This window comes from Alteromonas sp. W364, assembly GCF_031846205.1.
Taxonomy (GTDB): domain Bacteria; phylum Pseudomonadota; class Gammaproteobacteria; order Enterobacterales; family Alteromonadaceae; genus Glaciecola; species Glaciecola blandensis.
The window spans coordinates 89170-106277 of the sequence record NZ_JAVRID010000003.1; the positions used below are offsets into that span (position 1 = coordinate 89170).

16 protein-coding genes are annotated in these 17108 nt (G+C 43.3%); 11 read left to right on the plus strand and 5 right to left on the minus strand.

The genetic code is table 11. From position 1 onward, the window contains the following. Nucleotides 1-49 precede the first annotated feature (49 nt). Complete coding sequence (locus tag RM556_RS05750; protein ID WP_311360976.1) at nucleotides 50-1018, minus strand: class 1 fructose-bisphosphatase; 969 nt, start codon at nucleotides 1016-1018, stop codon at nucleotides 50-52. Nucleotides 1019-1239: 221 nt separating this feature from the next. Here RM556_RS05750 and mpl point away from each other — a divergent pair, with 221 nt between their 5' ends. Genes mpl through RM556_RS05765 form a run of 3 tightly spaced genes read left to right on the plus strand, consistent with a single transcriptional unit; the run spans nucleotide 1240 to nucleotide 4109 of the window. Beyond that, on the plus strand, nucleotides 1240-2643 hold the full coding sequence (mpl, locus tag RM556_RS05755; protein WP_311374279.1) for a UDP-N-acetylmuramate:L-alanyl-gamma-D-glutamyl-meso-diaminopimelate ligase: 1404 nt from the start codon (nucleotides 1240-1242) through the stop codon (nucleotides 2641-2643). Between the two features lie 30 nt (nucleotides 2644-2673). After that, nucleotides 2674-3288, plus strand: coding sequence for a flavin prenyltransferase UbiX (locus RM556_RS05760; protein ID WP_409220055.1), 615 nt, complete (start codon nucleotides 2674-2676; stop codon nucleotides 3286-3288). Between the two features lie 38 nt (nucleotides 3289-3326). Beyond that, nucleotides 3327-4109 (plus strand): S1/P1 nuclease, encoded by a 783-nt coding sequence (locus RM556_RS05765; RefSeq protein WP_311360974.1) that lies wholly within the window; start codon nucleotides 3327-3329, stop codon nucleotides 4107-4109. A 288-nt stretch (nucleotides 4110-4397) separates the two neighbouring features. Here RM556_RS05765 and RM556_RS05770 read toward each other — a convergent pair whose 3' ends face one another. Both RM556_RS05770 and rraA read right to left on the minus strand, forming a co-directional pair. Further along, a complete protein-coding gene (locus tag RM556_RS05770; RefSeq protein WP_311360973.1) occupies nucleotides 4398-4685 on the minus strand; it encodes a GIY-YIG nuclease family protein in 288 nt (95 codons plus the stop codon). A gap of 251 nt (nucleotides 4686-4936) precedes the next feature. Beyond that, a complete protein-coding gene (gene rraA / locus RM556_RS05775; RefSeq protein ID WP_311360972.1) occupies nucleotides 4937-5422 on the minus strand; it encodes a ribonuclease E activity regulator RraA in 486 nt (161 codons plus the stop codon). A 176-nt stretch (nucleotides 5423-5598) separates the two neighbouring features. On the opposite strand from rraA, the gene RM556_RS05780 reads away from it, so the two are divergent. The 8 genes from RM556_RS05780 (at nucleotide 5599) to RM556_RS05815 (ending at nucleotide 11946) form a co-directional block, all read left to right on the plus strand. After that, nucleotides 5599-6117 (plus strand): phosphatase PAP2 family protein, encoded by a 519-nt coding sequence (locus RM556_RS05780; RefSeq protein WP_311360971.1) that lies wholly within the window; start codon nucleotides 5599-5601, stop codon nucleotides 6115-6117. A 19-nt stretch (nucleotides 6118-6136) separates the two neighbouring features. Then, a complete protein-coding gene (locus tag RM556_RS05785; RefSeq protein WP_311374110.1) occupies nucleotides 6137-7207 on the plus strand; it encodes an MJ1255/VC2487 family glycosyltransferase in 1071 nt (356 codons plus the stop codon). Nucleotides 7208-7290: 83 nt separating this feature from the next. Further along, nucleotides 7291-7455 (plus strand): LPS translocon maturation chaperone LptM, encoded by a 165-nt coding sequence (gene lptM / locus RM556_RS05790; protein ID WP_311374111.1) that lies wholly within the window; start codon nucleotides 7291-7293, stop codon nucleotides 7453-7455. A gap of 1 nt (nucleotide 7456) precedes the next feature. Continuing rightward, nucleotides 7457-8707 carry a diaminopimelate decarboxylase gene (gene lysA / locus RM556_RS05795; protein ID WP_311374112.1) on the plus strand — a complete coding sequence of 417 codons (1251 nt, stop codon included), beginning with the start codon at nucleotides 7457-7459 and terminating at the stop codon, nucleotides 8705-8707. 52 nt (nucleotides 8708-8759) lie between these two features. Then, nucleotides 8760-9590, plus strand: coding sequence for a diaminopimelate epimerase (gene dapF / locus RM556_RS05800; protein WP_311374113.1), 831 nt, complete (start codon nucleotides 8760-8762; stop codon nucleotides 9588-9590). Then, nucleotides 9587-10282 carry a DUF484 family protein gene (locus tag RM556_RS05805; protein WP_311360966.1) on the plus strand — a complete coding sequence of 232 codons (696 nt, stop codon included), beginning with the start codon at nucleotides 9587-9589 and terminating at the stop codon, nucleotides 10280-10282. Before dapF ends, RM556_RS05805 begins: the two co-directional genes overlap by 4 nt. 15 nt (nucleotides 10283-10297) lie before the next feature. Beyond that, nucleotides 10298-11233: a tyrosine-type recombinase/integrase gene (locus RM556_RS05810; RefSeq protein ID WP_311374114.1), complete on the plus strand. Its 936-nt coding sequence runs from the start codon at nucleotides 10298-10300 to the stop codon at nucleotides 11231-11233. Beyond that, complete coding sequence (locus tag RM556_RS05815; protein WP_311374115.1) at nucleotides 11230-11946, plus strand: HAD-IA family hydrolase; 717 nt, start codon at nucleotides 11230-11232, stop codon at nucleotides 11944-11946. Before RM556_RS05810 ends, RM556_RS05815 begins: the two co-directional genes overlap by 4 nt. Nucleotides 11947-11981: 35 nt before the next feature. Here the strand turns inward: RM556_RS05815 and cysE are convergent, their stop codons facing one another. Both cysE and RM556_RS05825 read right to left on the minus strand, forming a co-directional pair. Next, a complete protein-coding gene (gene cysE, locus RM556_RS05820; RefSeq protein ID WP_311374116.1) occupies nucleotides 11982-12794 on the minus strand; it encodes a serine O-acetyltransferase in 813 nt (270 codons plus the stop codon). A 60-nt stretch (nucleotides 12795-12854) separates the two neighbouring features. Beyond that, a complete protein-coding gene (locus RM556_RS05825; protein ID WP_311360962.1) occupies nucleotides 12855-16754 on the minus strand; it encodes a two-component regulator propeller domain-containing protein in 3900 nt (1299 codons plus the stop codon). Nucleotides 16755-17108: the final 354 nt, after the last annotated feature.

The following is a 17108-nucleotide window of genomic DNA, read 5'->3' on the forward strand; positions in this document are numbered from 1 at the left end:
TAAGAGTTTGGTCTCATGCTTTTATCGAATGAGTGACCAAGGCCCAATTTTATTTATAGTAGCTCTTACACATCTCGACTTCATTTTTAGAGCCTAATAATACAGGCACTCGCTGATGTATTTCTTCAGGCATCACTTCCATAATTCTACCATGCCCTGTATCGCCTAAACCCCCAGCCTGCTCCATTAAGAAAGCCATCGGGTTTGCTTCGTATAATAAGCGAAGTTTGCCAGGCACTTTTGGGTTTCTCTTATCAAATGGATAAGCAAAAATACCTCCACGACACAGCACACGGTGAATATCACCGACCATTGCTGCAACCCAGCGCATATTGAAGTCTTTCTCGCGAGGACCTTCGGTACCCGCAATCAAGTCTGTTACATAGTTTTGGATCGGCTCTTCCCAATGACGTTGATTAGATGTATTAATTGCAAATTCTGCCGTGTCTTCAGGTACTTTTATGTTCCCTTCAGTTAATAGGAAGCCACCGTGCGTCTTATCTAAAGTGTATAAATGTGTGCCACGACCAGTGGTCATTGCGAGCATAGTTGATGGGCCATACAACACGTAACCCGCAGCGACCATTTGAGTGCCGGGCTGCAAAAACGCTGATGGATCATCAGGTTTCATCCATTGCGGAGCGTGTGTGATAGAGAAAATGGTACCAATTAAGCTATTTATTTCAGTATTTGATGAACCGTCTAAAGGATCGAAACTCACTAAGTAGTTCCCTTCAGGGTTGCATGGCACGACCGTATCTTCTTCTTCAGAAGAGATCGCTTTCACATAGCCAGACTCTCTAAGGGTATCCTTTAATATCTGGTTTGAAATAACATCTAGCTTCTTCTGAGTTTCACCCTGTACGTTTTCCGACAAAGTTGAACCCAAGACTCCTGCCAAAGCACCTTGGCTGACACGGAATGAAATTTCCTTGCAACCAGCAAGCAGTGTGCGAATAAGTAAGATAAGTTCTAGCGGTGCGCCGTCCTGTTGAAGCTGGGAGTTTAAGCGTTTCATTGTACCGAGGGTTCCTTTGGTAGGTGATCAGAATCAGTTTGTATCAATGGACGAGTATTGTAACCTTGCAACCTCAAAATTGCGACCCAGTTCTTGCATACGTATGCAGTAATTTAGTCTTATACTGAAAATATGCAGCATTTTATGAATATTCTCAAAAAGTACATTCGTCCTTTGCTATGTTTTGGTAAAGTATGCAAAAACAAAAAGAAAGTGATGACATGCACGTACATATTCTCGGTATTTGTGGCAGTTTTATGGGCGGAATCGCAGCGATAGCTAAGTCGCTAGGCCATACCGTTACAGGGTCTGACACCAACGTTTACCCGCCAATGAGCACTCAACTGGAAAACTTAGGTATCGCGCTCACCCAAGGCTTTGACACTGACCAATTTGAACCCGCTCCTGATATGGTAGTCATCGGAAACGCGATGAGCCGCGGCAACCCTGCAGTTGAGTATGTTCTTGATAGAAACCTCCCCTACACTAGCGGGCCACAATGGCTATTAGATAACTTACTAAAAGATCGCTGGGTGATTGCAGCCTCAGGTACCCACGGTAAAACCACAACATCAAGTATGATCGCCTGGATATTAGAGGACGCTGGTTTAAACCCTGGCTTTCTGATTGGCGGTGTACCTGAGAATTTTGGTGTGTCAGCGAGGGTCGGCGTATCACCGTTTTTCGTGATTGAAGCCGATGAATATGATAGCGCCTTCTTCGATAAAAGGTCGAAGTTTGTGCATTATCGTCCACGCACTTTAGTGATGAACAATCTCGAATTTGACCACGCTGATATCTTCGAAAATTTAGCTGCGATACAAAAGCAATTTCATCATGTTGTGCGCTGTGTCCCTGCTAGCGGTACGATTATTTCGCCGACAGAGGATGAAAAACTCAACGAAGTATTAGACATGGGCTGTTGGAGCGAAACCCAAACACTTGGCAATAACATTGCACCAGAACAGTCAAACGGTATGTGTAGCAAGAATGATTGGCAAACACAGTTGATTGCGGCCGATGGAAGTGAATTTGATATCTATCATAAAGGAAAACTAGTTGGTACTGTCAGTTGGGATTTGATTGGCGAACACAACGTTAGCAATGCTGTCATGGCAATTGCTGCTGCTCATCATGCGGGTGTTCAGCTTGCAGATGCAATTCAAGCCTTGAGTCGCTTTGAGAATGTAAAACGTAGAATGGAAGTAAAAGGTGAAGTTGCTGGGATTACGGTATACGATGATTTCGCACATCATCCCACAGCCATCAAAACAACCTTGGATGGTTTGCGTAAAAAACATCCGGAAACTAAAATAATTGCGATTCTAGAGCCTCGCTCTAACACCATGAAAATGGGGGTTCATAAAGATACACTCGCTAGTTCGTGGCAAAAAGCTGACGAAATACACTTATTTGAGCCAAATAATTTAGGCTGGTCGCTTAAAGACATGGTCGCAAATAGCCAAGTGCCCGTACATGTTTACCATGAAACGAAAGATATTGTAGCGCAAGTTGTCGATACTGCCGCCACAGGAGACCAAATTTTGGTGATGAGCAACGGTGGTTTTAATGGCATTCATCAAACTCTCCTCGACGCTCTTGCGTATAAGCATCAAAACAGGTAAATAATGGCACTAAACCCAAAAGGAAAACGAGTGAACAAAGCTATCACATTAGCGATTACTGGTGCGTCAGGGTCTCCCTATGCATTGCGTTTATTAGAGCAGTTAGTTAAAGCTGACTACACTGTTTTTCTGCTGATTTCTTCTGCTGCAAAGGTCGTGTTTGCGACCGAAGAAGATTTAAAAATACCCAGCAAACCAGAGGATGCGGGTCGTTTTTTCGCTGAGCGTTTTTCAGCCAAAGAAGGTCAGATCATTGTCTGCGGAAGAGAAGAGTGGTTTTCTCCGGTCGCCTCGGGATCTGCAGCGCCAAAACAGATGATAGTATGCCCCTGTTCTACAGGAAGCATCTCATCGATTGCAATGGGCGCATGTGACAACTTGATCGAACGCGCGGCAGACGTGGTGATAAAAGAACGTGGACAGTTAATTCTGGTGCCTAGAGAAATGCCGTTTTCAACGATTCATCTAGAAAACATGCTAAAACTGTCACAAATGGGCGTTACCATCATGCCAGCATCGCCCGGGTTTTATCATCAACCGAAAACTATAGATGACCTGATTGATTTTGTAGTCGCTCGGATACTCGACCACATTGGTGTAGACCAGCAACTCGTTGAGCGCTGGGGCTACGGCCAGAATAAATAAATACATATTGAACGACAGACTTATACAAAGAGAGAAATATGAAAAAACTATTAATCGCAAGTGCATTGTTAGCCGCTAGCTCAATCCAACAAGCGCACGCTTGGGGTCAAACAGGGCATAGAATCACTGGTGCTATCGCAGAACAGTACTTAAGTGAAGAAGCAAAAGCTGCCATTGCTGCATTGTTGCCGAACGAAAGCTTGGCTGAGGCATCCACTTATGCCGACGAAATGCGTTCTAACCCAGAAGAGTTCTGGCAAAAGGAGGCGGGCCCTTATCATTATGTCACCGTGCCAAAAGGCGAAACATACAAAGAACATAAACACGCCCCAGAACAAGGCGATGCCTACACTGCGTTGAAGAAGTTTTCAAAAATAGTAAAAGACGATACAGCCCCACTTTCTGAACGCCAACGAGCGCTTCGATTTATTGTGCATATTATTGGTGATTTGCACCAACCATTGCACGCCGGTGATGGCACAGATAAAGGGGGTAATGATTTCAAACTTGAGTTCTTTTGGGAAAAATCAAACCTTCATCGCGTGTGGGATTCAGGTCTACTTGACCGCAGACAGTTGTCTTATACTGAGTGGACGGAATGGTTAAGTGAAAAAATCACACCAGAGCAAGCAGCGAAATGGAATACAACCGACCCACTTATTTATATCACAGAAAGTGCAACTATCAGAGACACAATCTACCCTGAAGGCGACCGTTTAGGTTGGGATTACCTTTATCAACATCTACCAACCGCCAAAGTTCGTTTGCAGGAAGGTGGTGTGAGAATCGCTGCTCATTTAAACGAGTTATTTGCGAAATAAATTGCGCACGTCATCCCCCTGAGCACGTCATCCACCCTAAGTACGTCATCCCCCCTAAGCACGTCATCCCCGCGAAGGCGGGGACCTACGGTTTATCGTCACCCCCCATCACGTCATCCCTTTACCCACGTCATCCCCGCGAAGGCGGGGACCTACGGTTTATCGTCATCCCCCCAATCACGTCATCCACACTAAGTACGCCATCCCCGCGAAGGCGGGGACCCATGGTTTATCGTCATCCCCGCGAAGGCGGGGATCTAACTCATACTTATAAAAGCAAAAGAATACTCAAAACAAGTCGCCATACAAATCTCTCCAACTTGGATTAAGTTCGGAGATAAGCCGATTCTTCCAAGCTCGATTCCATTTTTTAAGCCTTTTCTCTCTAATTATTGCGCTTTCCATATCATCAAGGGCTTCAAAGTAAACAAGTTTATGCAAATGATATGTTGCGCTAAAGCCTTCGATTAGTTTGTTTTTGTGCTGATAAATACGTGCTTTTAAATCACTACTTACACCGATATACAGTGTTGTGTTTTTATTGTTTGTGATGATGTATATAGAGGGTTGCTTCACTATTGATTTCCTTGTCAATTGAAGGAGCAACAATACAAAGCTTTAACGAAATGAAAAGATCAGCTTTTCGTAAACTAGTCTTGAGGTCAAATAGAAGTTTAGGTTCCCGCCTTCGCGGGAATGACGATAAACGTGGGTTCCCGCCTTCACGGGAATGACGATAAACGTGGGTTCCCGCTTTCGCGGGAATGACGTGCTTAGGGGGAATGACGATAAACGTGGGTTCCCGCCTCCGCGGGAATGACGTGATGTTAGTCTATGTCTAAGGGTTCTGGGGATAGTATAATCCCAGTGCCGTCTGCGTATAGGTGGTCTTCTGGGAGAAAGGTAACTCCCGCAAAATTAACTGCGACGTCGAGGTCTCCGACTTCTCGGCTTTCGGCATTAACCGGGATAGCTGCGATGGCATGGATACCAATTTCACAATCTTCAAGAATATCAATTTCGCGCACGCTGCCATAACAAACAATACCTTCCCAACCGTTTTCTGCAGCCATTTGGGCATTGTATGCATCAACTAAAGCACGTCGTGTGCTGCCGCCGCCATCAATGAGTAACACTTTGCCTTCACCATCGGTTGCAAGCACCTTGTCGACGAGGCCTTTATCTTCAAAGCATTTAATGGTTGTCACTTCGCCGCCATAAGAATAGCGACCGCCAAAGCTGGTGAGTATTGGGTCGAGAACATCAACGCTGTCAGCAAACAAATCGCACAACTCAGAGGTATTGTATTCCATGATAATCCTTAAACCATTGTTTATAGGTTATTTGATAGACGACACACGCATAGTAGCACTTCTCACAAGAGATGAAACACAAATATAAATTGTCACAGAGCTTTCTTATTTCTGTCACTGATTGTTCACATAGTAACCGTATCTTTAGCCCTGAAAATACTAGCTTAGGGTATGTTATGACACTAAAGCGAATTACAGAATTAGATACTGCTTTATTCTTTTGGTTCAACCGGTTTTCTGAGTCTAGCAACTGCAAAATGATTAAAGCCGTATCAAAGACAGGGGACGGTTATCTTTATTTGGTGATTGCGTTTGTGATGTTTCTCATAGACAACGAACACGCCACCCTCTTCTTATACACAGCTTTAATGGCCTACGCCTTAGAGGTTCCAATCTACCTTATCTTGAAACAAATGTTTAAACGAGAACGGCCGAGTGCATGCCTATGCAATTTCACTGCTCACATCACACCCTCAGATAAATTTAGCTTACCTTCGGGGCATACCGCAGCAGCCTTTTTAATGGCCACGATTATTGCGAGCTTTTTCCCAAGTTTAGCCCTTATCGCATTTATATGGGCAACTCTAGTTGGTTTATCACGTATTTTATTGGGAGTGCACTTTCCCTTGGATGTTATTCTCGGCGCCATTCTAGGCAGTACTTTAGCCACTCTTAGCCTATTTTCTTTGGCTTAAACAGGAAGCGCAAATCAGAATGAAAATTTTATATGGTATTCAAGGTACGGGTAATGGGCACATAGCTCGGGCGAGACTGATGGCAGAGGCATTCAATAAGCGCAGCGAGGTTCATGTCGACTACTTGTTTACAGGTCGGGACAAAGATGCGTATTTTGATATGCAAGTTTTCAATGAATACAGCACTCGCACCGGCTTGTCATTTGTCACTGAAAACGGCGCTCTGCACCGCTTCAAAACACTGAAACAAGCAAAGCTGTTTGAGTTCATGCGAGACGTCAACAAATTAGATCTTAGCGGCTACGATCTTGTACTCAATGACTTCGAGCCCGTTTCAGCATGGGCTGCCAAAAAACAAAAAGTGCCATCACTTTCAATTAGTCATCAGGCAGCGTTTAACTATTCCGTGCCTACTGAAGCAGAAGGTGTCGTCGACAAAATTATTACCAAACATTTTGCACCTACTGACTTTGCACTTGGCGTACATTGGTATCACTTTAACCAAGCGATTATTCCGCCATTTGTGCCAGCTGAATTAGCGTGCTCAGCAGATATAGAAGCGCAACCGTTTGTGTTGGTCTACCTTCCCTTCGAAACCACAATGAGTATTCAGCAAGCGCTTGCTCCACTGAGTGAAACGACTTTTTACTGTTATCATCCAGAAGTTAAAACTCCTTATATAGACAAAAACGTGCATTGGTTCCCGCCCTCTAAAGATGGCTTTCACCATGCCCTAATGTCATGCTCTAGGGTAATTGCTAACGGAGGTTTTGAGTTGGCAACAGAATGTTTGAGTTTAGGTAAAGCGTTATTGATGAAACCCTTGAACGGTCAATTTGAACAATTTTCGAATGCTTTCACCTTACGTCAACTCGGTCTATCTGACACCTTATTTGCTTTGGACACTGACAACATTGAAGAATGGTTGACCGAAAATCGTGCGTCTAAGATAAAATTTCCAAGTAATATTAATCGCTTCATTGACTGGATCCTCGCTGGTAATTGGAGTGATACTCAAGGCATATGTCAGGAACTCTGGCAAGAAGTTGAATTCCCTAGTGAAGTTACCAAGAAATTTAGCCACATTTGACGCGTAATTTATTGGTTCAAGGCTTGCATTTTACGCCATTGCAATGCATTGTTAGGGCATTATAAGCTAGCTATTTTGTCTTAATGAATCGATCTTCTAAAATCGCCCTATTGATGGGTTTTATGCTGTTTTTATCTGCCTGTGGGCAACGTGGTCCTTTATACCTACCCAAAGATGCACCAGCGAACAAACCGGAACCCGAAAACCGTGCGGACGCCCCTGAATCAACCTTGATGCAGGAGCAGTAACATGGACTTTTTCACTTATTCCCAAGAACAGCTTTTTGCTGAAGACGTGCCGGTTGCCGATATCGCAAAAGAATACGGTACACCCGCTTACATATACTCCAGAGCGACGATAGAAAGGCACTGGCATGCATTTGACAATGCCGTTGCTGCGCATGACCATCTTATCTGCTACGCAGTAAAAGCAAACTCCAATTTGGGTGTGCTATCAGTACTTGCTAATTTAGGCTCTGGTTTTGATATTGTTAGCCAGGGCGAGTTGAGCCGAGTCATCGAAGCGGGCGGTGATCCTACCAAAGTGGTTTTCTCTGGCGTTGGCAAAACCTCAGCTGAGATTCGCTTTGCATTAGAACATAATATTATGTGCTTTAATGTGGAGTCTGACGCAGAGCTTGACCGAATTAACCACGTTGCTGGTGAACTGGGTGTTAAAGCGCCTATTTCAATTCGTATCAACCCAGATGTCGATGCTAAAACGCACCCCTACATATCAACAGGCTTAAAAGCGAACAAGTTTGGTATTGCTAGAGACGATGCATTACGAGTTTATAAACGCGCTGCAGCGATGCCGAACTTAGATGTTAAAGGCATGGATTGTCATATTGGCTCTCAGCTCACAGACATTACTCCGTTTGTTGATGCGCTTGAACGTTTGTTGGTTTTAATAGATGAGTTAGCAGAGCACGGCATTACTATTTCTCACCTCGATGTTGGTGGTGGTTTAGGCGTTCCATATAATGATGAAACACCCCCACACCCTAAAGAATATGCCGCTGCAATGGCTAAGAAGATGCAAGGCCGAGAGCACTTAAAACTGATTTTGGAGCCAGGTCGAGCGATTGCTGCAAATGCTGGCATACTGGTGACCGCAGTAGAGTTTTTGAAGCAAGGCGAAGAGAAAAACTTTGCCATAGTTGATGCGGCGATGAACGACCTCCTTCGTCCTGCACTATACAGCGCTTGGCAAGCAATTATTCCTGTCCGTCCTCGTACTGGTGAGGTAGGTAAATTATATGACATTGTCGGCCCAGTGTGTGAAACCGGAGACTTTCTGGGCAAAGATCGCGAACTCGCTATTCAAGCCGGCGACTATTTAGCGGTGAGAAGTGCCGGTGCTTATGGCTTTGTGATGGCGAGCAACTATAACAGCCGCTGTCGTCCAGTAGAAATTATGGTCGACGGTAAGGAAGTGCATGTGGTCAGAGAACGAGAAAAATTAAAAGATCTCTGGAAAGGTGAGCATAAAGTTACGTAAACTACTCTTAGGCTGCCATGAATAAAACAACAATAATAACGATAAGAAGCGAATGCTGTTAAATTTCTCGAAAATGCACGGTTTGGGCAACGACTTTGTCGTCGTCGACAATGTGACACAAAATGTGTTCTTCTCTAAAGAGAAGATCCAACAGCTTGCCGACCGCAACTTTGGAATTGGTTTTGATCAACTCCTTATCGTTGAGCCTCCTTACGACCCAGATCAAGATTTTCACTACCGTATTTTTAACGCTGATGGTTCTGAAGTATCTCAATGTGGCAACGGTGCTCGCTGCTTTGCCAAATTTGTGAAACAAAAAGGGCTGATTAATCGCAATAAAATCGTAGTCAGTACGAAAGCAGGCCGCATGGTCTTGTACCTAGAGAAAGATGGGTTGGTCACTGTCAATATGGGTAGACCTATATTTGAACCAGTACGCATACCGTTTAAAGCCAATAAACAAGAAAACACTTATATTCTGCGTGATAACGACAGCACCTACTTTTGTGGTGCGGTGTCTTTGGGCAATCCTCATTGCGTGCTGGAGGTTGATGACGTCGCCACACATGATGTTGAAGGAATTGGCGCATTGATTGGAGCAAATGAGCGTTTCCCTGAAGGCGTAAATGTCGGTTTTATGCAAATTATTTCGCGCAATGAAATTAAGCTCAGAGTCTTCGAGCGCGGAGCTGGCGAGACTTTGGCGTGTGGCAGTGGCGCATGTGCAGCGGTCGCAATTGGAATTATGCAGGACAAACTCGATAAAGAAGTGAATGTCGAGCTCCCAGGTGGTAAACTCATTATAAAATGGCATGGGGATGACAGTCTTTTAAAAATGACGGGCCCCGCAGAACACATTTACGATGGACAAATAACGCTATGAATAAATCAAGTGTTAAGGGAAATACAGCGCAAGCGCTAGCGCAGGATTACACACCTTCTTTGGTGACAGAAGAAGAAGTGCGTGAATACATTCTGAATAACAAAGACTTCTTTGTTAAAAATCCCGATGTTGCTGAAAAAGTACAAATTCCTCATAAACAAAAAGGTTCTGTGTCCTTAGTCGAGTTACAAAGCGACCAGCTACGCAAGAAAGTTCGTCAACTCAGTTTCAAACTAAGCCAATTAATCTCCGTTGCCAAGCAAAACGAAGCCATTTACCGAGTATATGCTGACCTTAACCTGCGCTTACTTCGATGCACTGAGTTTGCTGAAATGCAATATACCATTGAAGAAACCTTGCAAGATGAACTAGACATGTCGGCAGCTAGCATCAAGCCTTTTAAAGGCATGTTTGCTTTACCTGAAATTCAACAGCGTTTGTTTATGGAAAAGCGCTTCAAAGACTCCGATTTCTTCTTTGGTCGTTTAAGTCAGCATGAAAAACAACTGTTATTCGGCGATGGCATTGCAGAATCAGTTGCCTTAGTGCTTTTAGGTGACCAGCGCGACTTGGGTATTTTAGCGATTGGCAGTGCAGATCCGATTCACTTTACACCGGATATGGACACCTTATTGATCAGGCAACTGCAAGAGTTCTTAAATGTTGCGATGCCAGACTTGCTGCATTACTAAGCCCTTTTGGATTGAATGACAAGCTCACGCGTTCAAACCACTATTACCAAGCTTGAAGACCTGCCTGAAGAACTCTCTTCATGGATTGTGAAATTTATCCATTTTATACGTGTCGAAAGACAACTGTCCGAACACACTTGTCGTAACTACCAAAGACAAATCCTAAGCGCCTTGGCGCACCTCAACCTGACTTCGTGGCAGCAACTATCTGCGGACCATATTAAGATGATGTTGATGCAATGCAGTCGTGCAAAGCTCTCCACTCGAACAATTAACCTCAGGCTCACTGTATTACGCAATTTTTGCGAATACATGGTTTCACAAAGCTATCTTCCGAATAACCCTGTAGCCTCTATTCAATCACTTAAACAATCAAAGCCTTTACCGAAACAACTGAATGTTGATGAAATGGGAAGCTTGTTAAATTTTGACAGTAATAGCTTTCTCGGGATAAGAGACAAAGCTATGTTCGAGCTATTGTATGGTTGTGGTATTCGTCTTTCCGAGCTAACGGGCCTGCGCCTGTCAGACATATTAGCTAGTAATGAAATTAGAGTCATTGGTAAGGGAAACAAAGAAAGGCGACTTCCCTTGGGCAAAAAAGCCAACAAAGCATTACAAGATTGGTTGGTAGAAAGAGACAAACTGCGTGCAAGTGACGATGAAAGTGCTTTATTTCTCTCGAACCGTAAAACGAGGATTAGTAATCGCCAAGTACAAACTCGTCTTGATCATTGGGCGAAGCAACAAACGCTCTATCAACAAATTAGTCCGCATACATTACGCCACTCATTTGCAACTCATGTGCTCGAATCGAGCAACGACTTAAGAGGCGTACAAGAATTGTTAGGACACGCTAACTTATCCACCACTCAAGTCTACACTCATCTCAATTTTCAGCACCTATCTCAAACATATGACCAGGCACACCCTAGGGCCAAGAAAAAGTGATTATTTACAAACCAACACCCAAAATTACCGCTATGACCTTCGATTTGGATGATACCTTGTATCATAATTGGCCTTATCTTGTTGAGGCTGAACGAGGTCTATTAAATTATATTTCAGAACGTTATCCAGACTCATCTCATCTGCATAAAGACGATTGGCAACAATTTAAGCGTCAAGCGCTGCGAGACGACCCAACACTCTTTTCGGATATGGGTGAATTAAGGCGCAGAGTCCTAAGCGAAGGTTTACAGCGTGGTGGTTATGCTGGCAGTACATTGAAGAAAGCCGTTGACGATTGTTTCGATTGGTTCTATTACCAAAGAAGCAATTTTAAGGTCAGTGATGCTGTTGCGACTGTGCTGGCTGCGCTTGCTAAAAAACTGCCGTTAGTTGCCATTACTAACGGTAATGTTAATACTAAACAAATCGGTATTGATGAGTATTTCCAAACGGTGCTAAAGGCGAGTCAAAACAGTCCAATGAAGCCTCATGCACACATGTTTGATAAAGCAGCAGCGTTATTGGCAGTGCCTAGAAAGAAGATACTCCACGTGGGAGATAATTTAGAGAAAGACGTCTGGGGCGCAAGCTTAGCTGGCTTTTCAACGGCTTGGCACGCATGTGACCGCAAGATGGACATTAGGTCTGAGCCAGTGAGAGTATTACCAAATTTGGAAATACACGAACTCGAAGAGCTTACTTACCTGATTTGATTGTGTGCAGAATAGAATGTTTGAAAGTATAGCGCCTAACTCTCGGCGCTATCTTCCAATACGTTCTGTTTCATTGAATCACAAGGCATTGTGCAATCAGGTTTTCCAACAACTTTCGCAGGCACACCGACTACCGTCACGCAGCAAGGCACATCAGACAACACCACACTGCCCGCGCCAACTTTTGAGCCTTCACCAATTTCAATATTTCCCAAAATTTTCGCGCCAGAACCGATCATCACCCCTTGTCGTATTTTCGGGTGGCGATCACCTTGTTCGTTACCGGTGCCGCCTAAGGTGACATTTTGTAAGATAGAAACGTTGTCTTCAACAACCGCTGTTTCACCAATAACAATACCAGTGGCGTGATCAAGCATGACGCCTTTACCTATCACTGCGGCTGGGTGAATATCGACGCCAGAGGCAATAGAATTACGGCTTTGAATAAACAAAGATAGGTCAGTTCGGTCTTTGTGCCACAAATAGTTTGCTAGTCGATGAATTTGTAGAGCATGGAAACCTTTGAAATGGATGAGTACAGTTAAGAATGAAGACACTGCTGGATCGCGGCTCAATACAGCTTGTATATCAATAATTGCCGATTCAACCATTGCTGGGTTTAGCAAATAAGCTTCTTCAAAAATCTCGCGCACAGCAATCGCTGGCATAACATCATCAGAGACCTTGTTGGACAAAATGAAGCTCAAGGAAGATTCAAAATTGTGATGGTTGATGACGCAAGCGTGGATGTATGAAGAAAGCATTGGCTCTTTTGCAGCAACGTCAATTGCTTCGCTCTTCAAAATTTTCCAGAAGTTCTCACTTGAGTGAAAGGTACTAGGTATCATGTCATCATTCCGTCTTGTTTAATGATATGTGTGATATCAAAGCATAGTGCTTATATGCACTTACGCAATATTCTTCTTAATTTCGTTAATGAGGGCTAAGTAGTCATCTTGTATTAAATGCATGTTTTCTCCACCCGCTTTTATGTTCTTTTCTAATTGGGTTGCCATTGTGCTCAAGTTATCAAAGCCAAACAACTGTGCTGCCCCCGAAAGCCTGTGGGCTCGGTTTTTAATCGCCTCTATATTCTCATCTTTCGCGCTTGCTTCAAACTCCACAAGTTCATTCTGAAGGCCAGTTGTAAACTGCGCGACTAAATCAGACATGTCTACATTGCCTAACACTGACGAAGCTCGGTTCATCGAGTCATCATCTTTGCTACCAAAGAAGGTTGCAATAGTGGATATGAGCAAATGTCGGTCAATAGGCTTTTGGATATAACCGTCAAACCCAAGTTCAAAGTATGCTTCCACTTCGTTTTGCATCGCATTTGCCGTTAAGGCTATGATGGGCTTTTCGCAGCCAAGCTTTCGCAGCTCATTGTATGCTTGTATACCGTCCATTCTTGGCATTTGAATATCCATCAGTACCACTTCGGGTTGATGCTCTTTATACAGCTCGGTGGCTTCATAGCCGTCCTTCGCTGCATAAACTGTTAAGCCTAATTTACTGAGTAAGCGTGAAATTAGCCGGCGGTTGTCTTCATGGTCCTCAGCTAAGAGTATTTTACCGTTAAACAAAGGTTTTGCTGAGAGGGTATCGAAATTCAGCGTCCCCTGAGGTAATTCTTTATTTCCGCTAGTCATCGGAACAGGCATACTAAAAGTAAACACGCTCCCCTTATCCAATTCACTGCTAACGGTAATATGACCGCCCATTAAGTGAGCTAGCTGGTTCGATAGATGAAGTCCAAGTCCAGAGCCACCGAAGCGGCGGCGAATGCTGCTATCACCTTGAGTAAAGCTGCCGAATATTTGTTGAACTTGCTCATCGCTTATGCCGATGCCGGTATCAGATATATGAAACGTTAGCTGATTCTTTTCTAGTACAACCTTCAACTCAACGCTACCTTGTAACGTGAACTTTAAAGCGTTTGAAAGTAAATTGATCAATATTTGCTTCAAGCGTAAGCCATCGATGTGCACCACAAATGGTTGTGGTAAATTCTCATGCAAAGAGAAAGATAAGCCTTTTGTTTTCGCCTGCATCGAAAACATGGTGTTGATGTTGCTCAATAATATGTGCAGGTCCTGAGGTGAATACTCAAGCTCAAATTTATTCTCTTCAATTTTGGTTAAATCGAGAATATCGTTCAACAGTGCTAACAAATACAGGCTACTATCATGAATGATTTCAACCTCTTTGTAGATATCTTTAGGCTCAACATCTCTGCAAATAATCGCTTCAGCTTGACCAATAACGGTTGTCAGAGGCGTGCGTATCTCATGGCTCATATTTGCTAGAAATTGCGTCTTAATTCTGTTTGCTGCAGCTAGCTTGCTAGACTCATTGGCGATATCTGCCGTTTTCTCCGCAACCTGCCTTTCTAGTTCAATCACCGCTTGTTTTTGGCGCTGGATATATATCAATATTCCTAAAATGAGAACGCCGGCGTAAACGCCAAACATCCACCCTCGCTCCCAAATAGGCGTTGCAACAGTAACATCGACAGCGAGTTCATTGTTATACCAAAGGTTTTGTTTGATCCGAGACTTAACACGGAAAACGTATTCTCCACCATTCAAATTGGTATACGTGGCAGACGTGTTACTACCATTTTCAATCCAGGATTCATCAAAGCCCTCGAGCATGTAGCTATATTGAATTTGGCGAGCATTGAGTAAATCAAGTGTGGCAAATTCAAACTTAATATTAGACTGATCGTAGTCAAGTTTTGCACCTAACTCGCTAACCTCATTGATATTAAAATCTTCGGAACTGCCCAAAACTTCAAAATTAGTTAATTTGGTACCTTCATCGGACTTATTGTCCTTAATGACCAAGGGGTCGAAGAAAAAAACACCATCACGGCTGGATAAAAAGATTTTCTTGTCAGTAATAGTTGATGTGGGATTATAGAAATAACGAGACCCCGGCAAACCATCGCGTTTGTCAAAATGACGCATTTCTTTGGTTCTAGGATCTAAGCGGCTGACCCCTACTGCAGTCACTAACCAAAGGTATCCGTTTTCGTCTTCGTCTATAAATCTAACGCCCTGGTTGTCACGCTCATTGAAAAAGTCGCTCACCAATTCTCTTTCGCCCGAAGTCAGATTTACTTTAAATAAGCCTATCTTATTTCCAAGCCACATATTATCTTGCTGATCTAGGTAAAGTGAGTAAATGAGGTTTGCTAATCCTTCATTTTCAGAGGAGTCGTCTCTAGCATCACCTATTTTCGTAAAGGAATATGGTTGGATATCAACCAAAAAAAGTGTATCACCGAAAGACAGCCACATTCTGTTCTTGGGACCTAAATAAACCCGAGAGGAGACGGTTTCAACAATTTGACCTGCGGATATATCATCCAAGGTAAAAAACTCAAACTCATTGTTAGTATAGTAAACAACAAATAAGCCAGACTTAGTGACGACCCAAAGGTTACCAGAATCGTCAGTTTCTATATCGCGAATATCATAAAATGAATCCTGCAAATACGGTGGCGGAAGAACTTCGCTTTTATGTCCATTAGTGTCCACTCGGAATAGCGTTTGCGAACCCGTATACCAGATGTCACCTTGTTTCGATTGAGCTATGAATCGAATGGCCGAAATTGATTCGCTAGATTGTTTATTAAGTACAGAAGTAAGTGACTCGGTGCGCGGATCCCATCTTTTTAACTCTCCCGCTGAAGTTCCAATCAATACACTATCATCGTTTGCACGCTTCAATATAAATGCAGAGTTAAGAGAAGGTTCCTCTATTGCACTAAAAATGCTTTCCCGCGTTATTTTATATAAGCCAACGCCTTCGCAACTTAACCAAATTGTACCTTGGCGATCCTCAAACAATGTTTGACCACAGCGGTCGTCAAAATCCAATGGTACTTTCTTGAGCGTCTTTGCATGTTCTGTAAAACTATAGACCCCATTGTCAGTCGTCACCCAATATTCATTGAAACTAGTTTTAATCATAGAGTAAATTGCACCCAAGCCTTTACTGTTTTCAGTAGGAATTGGAGTAAAAGTTTCAGTTCTGAGATCGAAGCGTACAATACCATTTTGTGTGCCTATGAAGAGTACTTGGTTTTTCCCCTTCACCAGCCTTCTGATTTTGTTCAATTCTGAAAGCATAGAGTCACTTTCTGGATAGTAGTGCGTAAATAGTTTAGTTTGAGTGTCGAGTTTGTTTAGGCCAAAATCTGTGGCTATCCAAAGAATGTTTTCTTCAGTTTGTTCAATATCCCATATACGTGGGTCAGAAGTGCCGTTAGTTTCACCATCCAATTGAGGAAAGCGTGTGAAATCTTGTGTACCTTCGTGAAATTGATGTAAACCCGCGGTGTATGTGCCAGCCCACAATTGATTGTTACTGTCTTGGTGGAGAGATTGTACAAAATTGCTGCCAATAGCTCGCTCATCTTCCGGTGAAAAAGTGAATTTCGAAAAGGTTTCAGCATCCTTATCAAATAAAATGAGTCCCCCCCCCCAACTACCGATCCACAAGCGCCCTTGTTCATCTAAGTAGAGGTTTCCGGCATTATTATGTGGTAAGGATGAATCGTCGTCTGAGTCGTGGAGGTAAGTAGCTACATTCTTTCCATCATATCGAAGAACGCCATTGTATCCGGTTCCTAACCAAAGGAAGCCGTCTTCGTCTTGTACCATAGAGAAAATAATTGAAGAAGAAATGCCATCATTTTCATTCAGTAATTCGTATTCATACTCTACCGCTGCAGCGGCGCGACCAGCTAACGCCACAAGGTAGAGCAAACAGAAGAAAGTGAGAATGCGATTAAACAACTAAAATCCCTTGGGCAGACCAGTAAAATATCTCAATCTACTTTGGCTAATTAAAACGACACTTTGCAGAAGTAATGCTACGAAAAACCGATATTCACAGGTACTACCACACAGCCCTCAGTATAACTGAATAAGCGAAACATGAAAGACGAAAAGCCTGAAGCACGCGGCAAAACCCTTTCCGAATCACACTCGAATAAAGTTCGACTCAGGAAGCTAAAACTACAAGCTTTTTAATTAGAAAACAATTGATTAGCCTAAGTTTTTGCGGAATAAATTAGATTCACCGTGAAAGTAGCGCTGTAAGCAGACTCAGTAGGTTTACAGTTCGCATGAATGAAGTGCTGTATAAAC

Coding starts and splice junctions, on each gene's coding strand:
- RM556_RS05750 (WP_311360976.1), bottom strand. CDS start 1,018: ATGAAACGCTTAAACTCCCAGCTTCAACAGGACGGCGCACCGCTAGAA.
- RM556_RS05765 (WP_311360974.1), top strand. CDS start 3,327: ATGAAAAAACTATTAATCGCAAGTGCATTGTTAGCCGCTAGCTCAATC.
- lptM (WP_311374111.1), top strand. CDS start 7,291: ATGAATCGATCTTCTAAAATCGCCCTATTGATGGGTTTTATGCTGTTT.
- RM556_RS05785 (WP_311374110.1), top strand. CDS start 6,137: ATGAAAATTTTATATGGTATTCAAGGTACGGGTAATGGGCACATAGCT.
- RM556_RS05805 (WP_311360966.1), top strand. CDS start 9,587: ATGAATAAATCAAGTGTTAAGGGAAATACAGCGCAAGCGCTAGCGCAG.
- rraA (WP_311360972.1), bottom strand. CDS start 5,422: ATGGAATACAATACCTCTGAGTTGTGCGATTTGTTTGCTGACAGCGTT.
- cysE (WP_311374116.1), bottom strand. CDS start 12,794: ATGATACCTAGTACCTTTCACTCAAGTGAGAACTTCTGGAAAATTTTG.
- RM556_RS05810 (WP_311374114.1), top strand. CDS start 10,298: ATGACAAGCTCACGCGTTCAAACCACTATTACCAAGCTTGAAGACCTG.
- RM556_RS05780 (WP_311360971.1), top strand. CDS start 5,599: ATGACACTAAAGCGAATTACAGAATTAGATACTGCTTTATTCTTTTGG.
- dapF (WP_311374113.1), top strand. CDS start 8,760: ATGCTGTTAAATTTCTCGAAAATGCACGGTTTGGGCAACGACTTTGTC.
- lysA (WP_311374112.1), top strand. CDS start 7,457: ATGGACTTTTTCACTTATTCCCAAGAACAGCTTTTTGCTGAAGACGTG.
- mpl (WP_311374279.1), top strand. CDS start 1,240: ATGCACGTACATATTCTCGGTATTTGTGGCAGTTTTATGGGCGGAATC.